14 protein-coding genes are annotated in these 12,533 nt (G+C 68.4%); 2 read left to right on the plus strand and 12 right to left on the minus strand.

What is annotated here, in order from left to right:
• The first annotated feature begins 27 nt into the window (after positions 1 to 27).
• Positions 28 to 663: an MBL fold metallo-hydrolase gene (locus NQK81_RS24020; RefSeq protein ID WP_257483347.1), complete on the plus strand. Its 636-nt coding sequence runs from the start codon at positions 28 to 30 to the stop codon at positions 661 to 663.
• 143 nt (positions 664 to 806) lie between these two features.
• Here the strand turns inward: NQK81_RS24020 and NQK81_RS24025 are convergent, their stop codons facing one another.
• From NQK81_RS24025 to NQK81_RS24040, 4 genes are all read right to left on the minus strand, one after another.
• Entirely contained in the window at positions 807 to 1,982 is a 1,176-nt protein-coding gene (locus NQK81_RS24025; protein WP_257483348.1) for a DUF418 domain-containing protein, read from the minus strand.
• Positions 1,983 to 2,052: 70 nt separating this feature from the next.
• Positions 2,053 to 2,784 (minus strand): TetR/AcrR family transcriptional regulator, encoded by a 732-nt coding sequence (locus NQK81_RS24030; protein ID WP_257483349.1) that lies wholly within the window; start codon positions 2,782 to 2,784, stop codon positions 2,053 to 2,055.
• The gene (locus NQK81_RS24035; protein WP_257483350.1) at positions 2,781 to 3,488 is read right to left on the minus strand and encodes a DUF2334 domain-containing protein; all 708 of its coding nucleotides are present in this window, start codon (positions 3,486 to 3,488) and stop codon (positions 2,781 to 2,783) included. The genes NQK81_RS24030 and NQK81_RS24035 overlap by 4 nt, the downstream gene beginning before the upstream one ends.
• A 58-nt stretch (positions 3,489 to 3,546) precedes the next feature.
• Positions 3,547 to 4,428, minus strand: a complete 882-nt coding sequence (locus NQK81_RS24040; protein WP_257483351.1) for a phosphoribosylaminoimidazolesuccinocarboxamide synthase — start codon at positions 4,426 to 4,428, stop codon at positions 3,547 to 3,549.
• Between the two features lie 35 nt (positions 4,429 to 4,463).
• Between NQK81_RS24040 and NQK81_RS24045 the strand changes: the two genes are divergently transcribed.
• Complete coding sequence (locus NQK81_RS24045; RefSeq protein ID WP_257483352.1) at positions 4,464 to 5,270, plus strand: SAM hydrolase/SAM-dependent halogenase family protein; 807 nt, start codon at positions 4,464 to 4,466, stop codon at positions 5,268 to 5,270.
• Here NQK81_RS24045 and NQK81_RS24050 read toward each other — a convergent pair.
• The 8 genes from NQK81_RS24050 to NQK81_RS24085 all read right to left on the minus strand — a co-directional run bounded on the left by NQK81_RS24050 (position 5,153) and on the right by NQK81_RS24085 (position 12,523).
• Positions 5,153 to 6,040, minus strand: coding sequence for an MOSC domain-containing protein (locus NQK81_RS24050; RefSeq protein WP_257483353.1), 888 nt, complete (start codon positions 6,038 to 6,040; stop codon positions 5,153 to 5,155). The genes NQK81_RS24045 and NQK81_RS24050 overlap by 118 nt on opposite strands.
• Positions 6,041 to 6,365: 325 nt before the next feature.
• Entirely contained in the window at positions 6,366 to 7,106 is a 741-nt protein-coding gene (locus tag NQK81_RS24055) for an amino acid ABC transporter ATP-binding protein (RefSeq protein WP_037334665.1), read from the minus strand.
• The gene (locus tag NQK81_RS24060) at positions 7,103 to 7,861 is read right to left on the minus strand and encodes an amino acid ABC transporter permease (protein WP_016338057.1); all 759 of its coding nucleotides are present in this window, start codon (positions 7,859 to 7,861) and stop codon (positions 7,103 to 7,105) included. Before NQK81_RS24060 ends, NQK81_RS24055 begins: the two co-directional genes overlap by 4 nt.
• On the minus strand, positions 7,862 to 8,644 hold the full coding sequence (locus tag NQK81_RS24065) for an ABC transporter substrate-binding protein (protein ID WP_257483354.1): 783 nt from the start codon (positions 8,642 to 8,644) through the stop codon (positions 7,862 to 7,864).
• An 8-nt stretch (positions 8,645 to 8,652) separates the two neighbouring features.
• A complete protein-coding gene (locus NQK81_RS24070; protein ID WP_257483355.1) occupies positions 8,653 to 9,426 on the minus strand; it encodes an ABC transporter substrate-binding protein in 774 nt (257 codons plus the stop codon).
• A gap of 5 nt (positions 9,427 to 9,431) precedes the next feature.
• A complete protein-coding gene (locus NQK81_RS24075) occupies positions 9,432 to 10,259 on the minus strand; it encodes a substrate-binding periplasmic protein (protein WP_257483356.1) in 828 nt (275 codons plus the stop codon).
• 219 nt (positions 10,260 to 10,478) lie between these two features.
• A complete protein-coding gene (gene purB, locus NQK81_RS24080) occupies positions 10,479 to 11,909 on the minus strand; it encodes an adenylosuccinate lyase (protein WP_257483357.1) in 1,431 nt (476 codons plus the stop codon).
• Positions 11,910 to 11,929: 20 nt separating this feature from the next.
• Entirely contained in the window at positions 11,930 to 12,523 is a 594-nt protein-coding gene (locus NQK81_RS24085; protein WP_126736253.1) for a TetR/AcrR family transcriptional regulator, read from the minus strand.
• Between the last annotated feature and the right edge of the window lie 10 nt (positions 12,524 to 12,533).

Genomic DNA, 12,533 nt, shown 5'->3' on the forward strand with positions numbered 1-12,533 from the left:
ATCGAGCTACCGCGAAGGAGAACACCGATGCGTATTGTCCACTTTGGACACGCTTGCACCCTTCTGGAGACCGAGGGCGCGCGGATCCTGATCGACCCCGGCACCTTCTCGGCGGGCTTCGAGGGCGAACGCGAACTGGACGCCATCCTGATCACGCACCAGCATTTCGACCACCTCGACGCGGACAGGCTGCCCTCGCTACTGGAGGCCAACCCCGGCGTGCGGCTGATCGTCGACCCGGGTTCCGCCGAAGCGGTGGGGAAGATCGGCGCCGAGTTCCAGATCGCGAACCCCGGCGACGCCCTCGAAATCGGCTCCAGCAGCGTTGACGTCGTCGGCGGCGAGCATGCGGTGATCCACGAGGAGATCCCGGTGATCCCGAACGTCGGCTACGTCGTCGACCACGGCGCCTTCTACCACCCGGGCGACTCGTTCTTCGTGCCGGAACAGAAGATCGACATCCTCGGCCTGCCCACGGGCGCCCCGTGGCTGAAGGCCGGCGAAGCCGTCGACTACCTGCGTGCGGTGTCGCCGCGCCTCGCCGTCCCGATCCACGAAGCCGTCCTCGCGCGGCCGCAGATGCACTACGGCCTGTTCACGAATCTCGCGCCGGAGGGCACCGAGGTGAAGGTGCTCGATGTCGGGGAGCCGGTGAAGCTCTAGCGGTAGGCGCGGCGAGCGTAGTGCGTTGCGAAAGCCACTTTCGCAACGTTGAAGGTTGCGAAAGTGGCTTTCGCAACGCCTCTTGCCGTCCGGTCACCGGAACGGCGAGCCCGCCAGCGTCGCGAAAGCCACTTTCGGGACATCTAGCGTCGCGAAAGTGGCTTTCGCGACACAGTCTCCGGGGTCCGGTAAGCCAGTTTCCGCACCAAAATCTCCGCCGGTCCCCGATACGACCGCCGGTGCATCAGGTACGCGACGACGACCGTCACCAGCCACACGCCGAGCCCGCACGCCGCGGCCACGAACGTCTGCCCGGCCAGCCCCAGCATGAACGGCGGCGCCAGGATCAGCCACGCCACCGACTGGAACAGGTACGCGCTCAGCGTGCGCTGGCCGAGCGCCGAGATCGCGGTGACCACGACGCCGCGGCGCTTCTCGCCGACCGCCATGCCGATGAGGCCGAACAGACTGACGTAGCCGATCGCGCCGAACAGACCAGCGCCTTCGTACATCAGCTTCGCCAGAGCGGCGGTTTCTTCGTCGAAGCCGACGTAGTCGCCGGCGAAAAGGCCCATCGGCAACGCACCCGCGATCGCGACGCCGAAACCGCCGAACACACCGAAGAGGAGCAGTTTTCGATTCGGCTCCTCCAGGACGCGCTTCTTCGCGGCCCAGGCACCCACCCAGACGAAGAGGATCGACGACAGCAGGATCGCCGTGCTCATCGGCCATTCCGTGAGCCGCTCGCGCACGGCGTCGCCATACGTCGGCGCCAGTGACGACACGTCCTCGACGGACGGGACCGGCGCGCTCCCGGAGCCGCCGGTGAGCACCAGGTACATCAGCACGGCCAAATAGCAGACGCCGAACCCGAGGTACAGCACCGGAATCCGATAGAAACCCTTGCCGCGCCTCAAAAGCAGCAGGGTGAACACCACGCCGATCACGCCGTACGCGCCGAGCACGTCACCGGAGAAGAACAGCACCCCGTCGACGGCGCCGAAGACCAGCAGCCACGCGTGACGGCGGAGCAGGATGCCACGCGTCCGCGTCCACGGCTGCCCCAGCGCCTCCTGGCGGTTGGCGAACTGCACGATGCCGTAGCCGAGCATCATGCCGAACAGAGGCAGCGCGCACGCGTGGACGAACACGAACAGGATCACGAAGTACGGCCGTTCCAGGCCTTCCGGCGTCTGGTCGACGCCCGGCGCGTTCCCGAGGAAGATGCTCGCGGTATGCGCCAGCGCGACGAGCAGGAGCGCGAAACCCCTGGCCAGATCCGGAGCGAGCACCCGCTCGCTCGTCGGTGTCGATGTCATGAAGCCCCCTTTAGTATCCAACGTACACTAATTAATATCCGATGGATACTAAAGACGGAAGGGGTACTTGTCAGCCTGCGTCGACGAGAGCGGCGATGCCGTCGAGCACGACGCCGAGACCAAAGTCGAAGTCGGAGTCCTGTTCGGAGTCGCCGAGCCCCGAGGTCAGGAAGCCCGCGGCATCGGGGAAACGCTCGGGGTCGATCAGCTCGGCCAGGCCTTTGCCGTAGGCCCGTTCGGCCTGAGCCTGGCTCAGCTCACTGCCTTTCCTGCCCTCGGCGAGCTGGATGGCCTGCGCGCAGGCGAGGCGGACATAGCCGCCGATCAGCACCAGGATCCCACCCTTGGTGCCCCAGTCGAGGCCGGTGTCGCGCAGCGTCCGCAGGATCGCGTCCATCCACGCGACCGCGTGCGGCCCGGCCGGCGGGCCGGTGAGCGGCAGCTCGACCAGCCACGGGTGCTTCATCAGGACATCGCGGTTGGCCTCGGCCAGCGTGGTCAGCTCGGCCCGCCAGTCACCGGCCTGCTCCACCGGCGGCGGATCGCCGATGGCGAAATCGGCCATCAGCTCCAGCAGTTCCGCCTTCGAACCGATGTGGCGGTACAGGGACATCTTCGTGACGCCGAGATCCTTCGCCACGCTCGCCAGCGTCACGTTCGCGACGCCTTCGCGATCGGCGAGCTCTACCGCGGCCGCCACGACCCTGTCGATGTCGAGCACGGACGGCCTGCCGCGCGTCGGGCGCTCCGCTTGCCGCCAGAGCCGCATCAGCGTCGCCGGTGCGCCACCCTCGTCGGTCATCCCGACAATTTAACCCGCGTTCGCGAGAGCGAGCCGTACGTGGTTCCGAAAGCGCGGTTCTCCAGCGAGACGTCGACGGCGTCGAGGAACGCCTGCCGCAGCCCCGGCCGGGCGAGATCCGCGGCGTCGATGCCGAGCCGGACGAGCCCGCCTCGGCGCGCGGCCCTGGCGGCGGCCAGCACCAGCGCGAAACACCGGACGGTCTCCGTGCGGTGCGACGGCCCGCCGAATTCCTGGACCCTGGCGCGCTGGACCTCTCCGGACACCAGATCCCGCACCGAGACCAGGTCCGCGCACAGGGTGAAACCGTGCTCGCGCAAGGCCTGCACGGTGCCCTCCGAGGCGATCCAGCGCGGCGGCGCGAAGCCGTCGACGGCCATGCCGTTGGCGTCGAGCGCGGCCTTCGCCGCGATCAGCCGCAGCCGCGCCTCGTGCGCGGGAAGCGCCGCGAACTCGGCACGTTTTCCCAGGTAGACGGCGCGATGGGTGGGCGGGACCTGGTGGTCGTAGCCGTGCAGGAGGACGGAGTCGCCATGGGTGCGGCGCGTCCGGACCCACTCGGTCACGGGGCCCTCGCCGGTGCGAGCGGCGTAGAGCACCGACAGCGGGACCCTGCGCCGGTCGAGTTCGGCCGCGAGATCGGCACAGCGGTGCAACGTCCGGGTGGTCACGCCGGACAGGGAAACCAGCAAACGTGCATCCACCCCACCAGTGAGCCAGCCTGGGCTTGCGCTCGCCTGACGTCGGAGTGAACTCCGCAGGTCAGGCGGGCCAATCCTGCAACGACCGGCCGGTGATGCGTTCGTAGGACTCGATGTACCTCGCCCGTGTGGCGGCGACGATGTCCTCGGGCAGGGGTGGCGACTCCGGTCTGTCCCGGCGGTGCCAGCCGGACGCGGGGCTGGTGAGCCAGTCCCGCAGCGGCTGCTTGTCGTACGACGGCTGCGGGCTGTCCGGCGCGTAACCGCCGGCGGGCCAGTAGCGCGAGGAATCCGGGGTCAGGACTTCGTCGGCCAGCACGAGGTTCCCCTGACGGTCGATGCCGAATTCGAGCTTCGTGTCAGCGAGCAGGATGCCGCGTTCGGCGGCGAACTCCGCGCCGCGGCGGTACACCGCCAGCGTCGCCTCGCGGACCTCCTCGGCCCGTTCGCGGCCGAGTTGCCCGACGACGTCGTCGAAGGCGATGTTCTGGTCGTGCGAGCCGCGGTCGGCCTTGGTCGCGGGGGTGAAGATCGGTTCGGGGAGCCGGGACGACTCGGACAGGCCAGGGGGGAGTTCGACCCCGCAAACCCTGCCGCACGCGCGATAATCGGCGAGACCGGTACCGGTGAGGTACCCGCGGGCGACGGCTTCGAGCGGCAGCATCGCCAGCCGCCGCACCAGCAGCGCGCGGCCGCGGACCTCGGCGGGGATGCGTTCGTCTTCGTAGGAGACCAGGTGGTTGGGGAGGACATCGGAGAGCAGGGAGAACCAGAACACGCTCATCGCGGTGAGTACCCGACCCTTGTCCGGGATGGGCGTGTCGAAGACGACGTCGTAGGCGGAGATCCGATCCGAAGTGACGAGCAGCAGATGCTCGTCATCGACGGCGTAGAGCTCACGGACCTTGCCGGCGGCGATCTTCGGGTATTCGAGCGTCGTCACGGCTGCACCCTAGCGATCAAGGATGATGGCTGATCATGCCGATCCACTGCGTTTCGTTCACGACCGACTACGGGCTGAGAGACGGTTTCGTGGCCGCGTGCCACGGTGTGATCGCGCGGATCGCGCCGTCCGTACGGGTGATCGACGTGAGCCACGAGATCCCTCCGCAGCAGGTCAGGACCGGCGCCGAGGTACTCGCCCAGACCGTGCCGTATCTGCCGGAGTCGGTCCATCTCGCCGTCGTGGACCCCGGCGTCGGCACCGCTCGGCGCGGTGTCGTGGTGGTCACCGACCGCGGAATGCTCGTCGGCCCGGACAACGGACTTCTCATTCCCGCCGCCGAAACACTCACCGGGGTGATAGCGGCGTACGAACTCGCGGCCCCGGAGTACCGCCTTCCGGTGACGTCGTCGACCTTCCACGGACGCGACGTCTTCGCCCCCGCGGCGGCGCATCTCGCGCTCGGCGTCGCCCCCGAGGAGTTCGGGCCGCCCGTCGACGACCTCGTGCGCCTGCCGGATCCGTTCGTGGCGGTGTTCCCCGGCAAGCTGGTGGCCGAAGTGCTCACGGTCGACCACTTCGGCAACGTCCAGCTGGCCGCGAGCCCCGCCGACCTCGAACTGGCCGGGCTGGCGGGCACGGTCTCCGTCAGCAGCGAACACGTCCTGGTGAAAGCGCTGGTCGGCGACACCTTCGGCACGGTGCCGCCGGGCCGGAACGTGCTCTACACCGATTCCGCGGGACGGCTCGCGGTCGCCGTGAACGGCGGTTCGGCGTCGGAGGTGCTCCGGCTGGGGCCCGCCCAGGAGTGCACGATCACCTCGTCGCCGACGGACACCTGACCCGGGCCGGTCACCGCCATCTTGATCCCGAACGAGACGCCGCCCTCGGGCTCGCGGCGGTAGTCGGCGAGCGAGCGGATCGGCTCGGGACCGGCCTTCTCACCGGTCTCCTGGTCGACCATCGGCACCGTGCAGCGGATGCAGACCTTGGCGTACCCGAGTTCGAGACCGCCGGCGGTGAGCGAGCGGACGTCGTCCTCGCGGTGGGGCTCCGGCCAGCCCGAGACGACGATGTTGGGCCGGAAGCGATCCATCGGCACGGCCTCCGCGCCACGCGACGCGATCCGCTCGTTCAGACCGTCCAAAGAGGACTCCGAGGTCAGCAGGATCGCGTGCGCGTCGGCGAAGGCCGCGGTGCCGGGGATCTCGCCGTTGGTGACGCGCTCGTGCTCCGGCGCGAGCCCGACGAAGACCGACGGGAGGCCCAGCACGGTGGAGAACCACTCGGCGGCCTCGACACCCTGATGGACGCCCTTGCCCTGCCAGGTGAACGTCGCGGCGGGGTGCCGCGGCCCGTCCGTGACCGTCTCGACCAGGAGATCTTCGACGCCGGGAGCGGCGAGCCGCAGGCGGGCGCCGTCGTCGGCCACCTCGGCCCGGATGGCGGCCATCACCGGATGCTTGCGCTGGCTGCGGAACTCGCCCTCCGGGGAGACGACCATCCAGGCACGGTCGAACCTCAGCCCCGCCGGGGTGACGTCGGCCGTTTCGACCGCCGTCCCGGCGCAGCCTTTGACCGGGTAATAGACCAGTTTCGCCACTCTCGCCATGACCGCAGGTTAACGAGTCCGGCCGGGAGTCGGTCGGTACAGGTGGTCGTGAGTGGCGATTCGGGTTAGAACCCGAATCGCCACTCACGAGAACCCGAGGCGCTCGGTACCGCCGGGTGCTCAGGCTTGGCCGGGGGTTGCGAAAGCCACTTTCGCAACCTTCAACGTTGCGAAAGTGGCTTTCGCAACATTGGCCGCGGCCAGGCCTGGTGATCATGTCGCGAAAGCCACTTTCGAGACCTCTGATGTCCCGAAAGTGGCTTTCGCGACACCGGCTCCAGGCCCCACAGACCCCACAGATCGGGCCCGGGGCAACGGCGGCGCCCTACAACACCTGAGATAGGAATCGCTGCAAACGCTCGCTCCGCGGAGCGTCGAAGATCGCCTCCGGAGCGCCCTGTTCGACGATCTTCCCGTCGTCCATGAACGCGACCTCGTCGGCGACGCCGCGCGCGAAACCCATCTCGTGGGTGACCACGAGCAGCGTCAGCCCGCGTTCGGCCAGCCCCGCCATCAGGGTGAGGACGCCTTTGACCAGCTCCGGGTCCAGCGCGCTGGTCGCCTCGTCGAACAGCATGACCTCGGGCTCCATGGCGAGCGCCCGCGCGATCGCGACCCGCTGCTGCTGCCCGCCCGAGAGCGCGCTCGGCCGGTACGGCGCCTTGTCGGCGAGGCCGACCTCGGCGAGGCGGGCGTGCGCGATCTCCGCCGCCTCCTCCTTGCCGAGCTTGCGGACGCTGCGCAGCGGCAGCGTGATGTTGTCCAGCACACTGCGGTGCCCGAACAGGTTGAAGTGCTGGAACACCATCCCGACCCGCTGGCGCAGCGCGTCCGGGTCGGACGAGATGACGCTCTCGCCGCCCAGCAGCAGGTCGCCCGAGTCCGGCTCCTGCAACCGGTTCACACAGCGCAGCAGCGTCGACTTGCCGGAGCCGGACGGGCCGATGATGCAGGTCGTACGGCCCTTCTCGACCTTGAGGTTCACGCCCTTCAGCACTTCGAGGGTGCCGAAGGAGACGTGGATGTCGCGGAGTTCGACGCTCGATGAACGTACGGCGGCGGTCATGGCATCGGCACCTTTCCGGTGTTCAGGAGTTCCGGCTCGCCGCCCTCGTCGTCGACCCGGATCTTCTTGCCGGTGCGCAGCTTCTTGTCGATGTAGTTGACCAGATGCGTCAGCGGCACGGTGATCACCAGGTACACCGCGCCCGCCGCGACCAGCGGCGACAGGTTCCCGGTGTTCGCCGCGAGGTCCTGCCCGATGCGGAACAGGTCGCGCTGCTCGGCGAGGAAGCCGAGGAAGTACACCAGGCTGGAGTCCTTGACCAGCGCGATGAACTGGTTAACCAGCGCGGGCAGCACACGCCGCACACCCTGCGGGATGACGACGAGCGTCATCGCCTTGGTGTAGCTCATGCCCAGCGCGCGGCTGGCCTCCATCTGTCCTTTTTCGACACTCTGGATACCGGCGCGGAAGATCTCGCCGATGTAGGCGGCGGCGATCAGGCTCAGCGCGAGAATGCCCAGCGGGTACGGATTCCGCGACAGCGACGGGATGAGGATCCCGCCGCCCTGCCCGATCACCAGGATGGTCAGGATCGCGGGCAGGCCGCGGAAGATGTCGGTGTACACCCGGGCGGGCCAGCGCAGCCACGCCTTGCTGGACAGGCCCATGGTGGCCAGCAGCATGCCGAGCACGGTGCCGATCAGCGCCGAGAACACCGACAGGATCAGCGTGTTCAGCAGGCCGGTCCCGAGGAGGTCCGGGAAGACCTCCCAGATGTACTCCCAGTTCAGGAAGGTGTTGAGGAAATCGTCCACTTACTTCTGCCCGGCCTTGAACTCCGCGGGCACCGGCGCGTTCGGCTCGAACCGCTGGTGCACCCTTTCCCATGTGCCGTCGGCGATGACCGCCTTGAGCCCGGCGTTGATCTTGCCAGCCAGCTCGGTGTTGCCCTTCTTGACCGCGAAGCCGTGCGGGATGGTCGTGGTGATCGCCTTGACCACCTTGAGCTTCGCGTCCGGGTTCTTCGCCGCGTAGTCCTCGGCGGTCGCCTGGTCGAAGATCGCGCCGTCGATCGCGCCCGATTTGAGCGCGGCCAGCGTCGCGGCGTCCTGCGGGAACTTCACGGCCTGCGCGGCGGGCGCGTTGGCCGCCAGCCAGCTGTCCGACACCGTGCCCTGCACGACCCCGATCCGCTTACCGGCCAAGGAGTTCTCGTCGGTGATACCGGTGCCCTCGCGGGCCTCGATACCGAGCGACTGGTAGTTGTACGGCGCCGAGAAGTCGACGGTCTTGCGGCGTTCGTCGGTCTGCGAGATCCCCGAACTGCCGATGTCGAACTTGCCGTTCGCGACCTGGCTCAGCAGGGTCGAGAACTCCGTGGAGACGAACTCGAGTTTCAGGTTCTGGTGCGCGGCGATGGCCTTCAGCAGCTCGTTGTCGAACCCGGTGAACACGCCGTTTTCCTGATAGGCGTTGGGTTTCGAGTCGCTGAGCGTACCGACGCGCAGCGTGTCGCCGCTCGCGCCATCGCCGCCGCCGCACGCCGCCAGCACCGCCACGAGGGCTGCACCGACGACGGCGGCGAGTGACTTCTTCATCGTGATCCTCACGCCTTGAACTGGTCCGGGACCGGGGCCGTCGGCAGGAACTTCTCGTGCAGCTTGACCCAGGTGCCGTCGGCGATGACCTGCTTCAGGCCCTCGTTGATCTTGGTGAGCAGCTCGGTGTTGCCCTTCTTCACCGCGAAGCCGTGGGGCACGTCGGTCGTGAAGGACTTGACGACCTTGAGCTTCGCGTCGGTGCTCTCCTTGACGTTCGTCTCGGCGATCGCCTGGTCGAGGATGTACGCGTCGACGGCGCCGCTCTTCAGCGCGGCCAGCGCCGGCGCGTATCCCGGGAAGCGCACGGCCTGCGCGTCGGGCACCGTCGAGGTGAGCCACTTGTCGCCGACGGTCGCCTGGATGACCGCGACCCGCTTGCCGGACAGGCCCTTCTCCTCGGTGATCGGCGAGCCGTCCTTGGTCTGGATGCTCATGACCTCGAAGTTGTACGGGCTGGAGAAGTCGACGTTCTTCTTGCGCTCGTCGGTCTGGGCGATGGCCGAGCTGCCGATGTCGAACTGGTTGTTCGCGACCTGGCCGAGCAGCGAGGAGAAGTCGGTCGAAGCGAATTCGAGCTTCAGGTTCTGCTTGGCGGCGATGGCCTTCAGCAGCTCGTTGTCGAAGCCGGTGTAGTTGCCGTTCTCGACATAGATGTTCGGCGGCGCGTCACTCAGCGTCCCGACGCGCAGGGTCTTCTCGGTGGCGGATTCGCCACCACCGCAGGCGGCGAGCACGGCGACGAGCCCGGCGGCCAGCGTGGCGAGCAAGGTTTTCTTCATGGTTTTCAGACCCCCGCGTTCTGGACGGGCAGGCCGGGGCCGCCCTGTTCGAGTTCCTTGGGCAGCGGCTCGGTCTTGAAGAACTGAGCGTGCAGGCGGGCGACGGTGCCGTCCGCCACGGCCTTCGCGAGGCCGTCGTTGAGCTTCTTCAGCAGTTCCTTGTTGTCCTTGCGGACGGCGAACGCGGACGGCGTGTCCTTCGTCTCGACGGTGTAGCCGAACTCCAGCTGCAGATCCGGGTTCTGGTCGATGTACTTCTGCCCGATGTCCTTCGGCACGACCCAGCCGTCGAGGCTGCCGCCCTTCAGCTGCGCGAAACCGGCGTTGTAGTCGGGGAACCGGACGACGTTGGCGCCGGGCACCTTGCCGGTCGCGAAGTCGTCCTGCACCGACGCCTGCACGACGCCGAGCCGCTTGCCGGTGAAGGCGGCGACGTCCTTGAGACCCGCGCCCTTCTTGGTGATGATCGAGGTGAACCCGGTGCTGTAGCCGTTGCTGAACGCGACGGTCTTCTTGCGGGCCTCGGTGGTGGAGATCGTGGAGCTGCCGATGTCGAACTTGTTGGTGGCGACGGCGGCGAGCAGGCCGGCGAATTCGGTGCCGACGAACTCGACCTCGAAGCCCTCGCGCTTCGCGATGTCGCGCAGCAGTTCGTTGTCGTAGCCGGTGAAGGTGCCGTTCTCCAGGTAGATGGACGGCGGCGCGTCGGTCAGGGTGCCGACCCGCAGCTTCTGGCCGCTCGCGCCCGCGTCACCGGAGCCGCAGGCGGCGAGGGCGAAGGTGGCCGCTCCGGCCGTGACGACGGCGACGATTTTCGACAGCGTGGATCTCATCGCTTCTTCCGTGGGTTCGGCGCGCAAGGCGCGATACAAACACGCCAGGCCGCCTCATGGGCGGCCTGGCGCTCCGGGTTCAGCGATCGAGATTAGGCATTTCGCCCGATCGAGTAACTTCGTCTCACTCTGTGAACACCCCGTGGTGGGGCTGCTCACAACGCGCGTGAAGGCCCCCTTCCCTCGGCTGAGCCGAGGGAAGGGGGCCTTCACGCGCGGTCAGAGGATCGGTGCCGGCGAGTAGTTCGCCGCTTCCGGGAAACGCTCCAGGATGCCCTCGACGCGGGACGCGATCGCGGCCACCTGACGCGGCGCGACACCGGTGAACGAGATCCGGTCGGCGAGGAGTTTGTCCAGCTCACCGCGGTCGAGCGGGATGCGCTCGTCGGCGGCGAGCCGGTCGAGGAGGTCGTTCTCCGCGAGCCCCTGCTCCCGCATCGCGAGCGCGACGCCGACGGCGTTCTCCTTGATCGCCTCGTGAGCGGTTTCACGCCCGACGCCCGCGCGGACCGAGGCCATGAGCACCTTGGTGGTCGCGAGGAACGGCAGATAGCGATCGAGCTCACGTCCGATGACCGCCGGGAAGGCGCCGAACTCAGCCAGCACCGTGAGGAACGTCTCCAGCAGGCCGTCGAGCGCGAAGAACGCGTCGGGCAGCGCGACCCGGCGGACGACGGAGTCGGACACGTCGCCTTCGTTCCACTGGTCGCCGGCGAGCTCGCCGATCATCGACAGGTAGCCGCGCAACACGACGGCGAGCCCGTTGACGCGCTCGCACGAACGGGTGTTCATCTTGTGCGGCATGGCCGACGAGCCGACCTGTCCCGGCTTGAAGCCTTCGGTGACCAGCTCGTGTCCCGCCATCAGGCGGATCGTCTTCGCGAGGCTCGACGGGGCGGCCGCGAGCTGGACGACGGTGGACAGCACGTCGAAGTCGAGCGAACGCGGGTACACCTGGCCGACGCTGGTGAACACGTTCTCGAAGCCGAGGTGGGCGGCGACCCGCGACTCCAGTTCGTCCAAAGTGGACTCGTCGCCGAGCAGGTCGAGCATGTCCTGCGCGGTGCCGACCGGGCCCTTGATCCCGCGCAGCGGGTAGCGGCCGATGAGGTTTTCGAGCCGGTCGAAGGCGACCAGCAGTTCGTCCGCGGCGGTGGCGAAGCGCTTGCCCAGCGTCGTGGCCTGCGCTGCGACGTTGTGCGAACGGCCCGCCATCACCGTGTCGGAGTGCTCGACCGCGATCGCGGCCAGCCGGGCGAGCACCGCGCCGACGCGGCTCCGCATCAGCTCCAGGGAGCGGAGAATCTGCAGCTGCTCGACGTTCTCGGTGAGGTCCCGCGACGTCATGCCCTTGTGGACGTGCTCGTGGCCGGCGAGCGCGTTGAACTCCTCGATACGGGCCTTCACGTCGTGCCGGGTGACCCGCTCGCGGGCGGCGATCGAGTCGAGGTCGACCTGCTCCAGCACGCGTTCGTAGTCGGCGACGACACCTTCGCCCACCTCGACGCCGAGGTCGGCCTGCGCGCGGAGCACGGCGAGCCAGAGCTCGCGCTCCAGCACGACCTTGCGTTCCGGGGACCAGAGTTCGACCAGCTCAGGCGAGGCGTAGCGGCCGGCGAGCACGTTGGGGATGCGGGGCTTGTCCGTCACGCGGCCAGACTAACCGGGCGCTAGGCGAGGGCGGCCTGCAGCATCCGGGCGGCGGCGGCCCGCGGCTCCGGGTCGACCTCGATCAGCGCGTTGACCACGGCGCCGTCGACCAGGGCGACCAACCGCTCCAGTTCGGTGCTGTCCACAGGCGTGCCGGAGCGCGCGAAGATCTCGTGGAGCAGTTCGTACAGCTGCGCGGACAGCGTCCGCATCAGGGGCCGAAGGTACGGGCGGCGGCCCGTCCCGACGAGACGTTCGTAGCGCAGTAGGACCGCTTCGGCGTCTGCCTCGCGATCCGGGCGAAGCGGGCCGAGGAGCATGTCGAGCACCAGGTCGACGGTGGCCTCGACGCCGCGGTTGCGGGTCGCCAGCTCGTCGAGGCGTCGCCGCCCGGTCTCCAACTCCACCTTCGCGTGATGCTCCACCGCGGCGGTGACCAGCTCTTCGAGCGAGTCGAAGTAGTACGTCGTCGACGCCAGCGGCAGCCCCGCGCGTTCGGCGACCGCACGATGCCGCACGGCGTCGAACCCACCCTCGGCCAGCAACGACGCGGCGGCCTCGATGAGTTCGGCCCGGCGTCGCTCACCCTTCGGTGTGGTCGCTGCTGCGGTCATGCCGGGCTAT

This window comes from Amycolatopsis roodepoortensis, from assembly GCF_024628825.1.
GTDB lineage: Bacteria > Actinomycetota > Actinomycetes > Mycobacteriales > Pseudonocardiaceae > Amycolatopsis > Amycolatopsis roodepoortensis.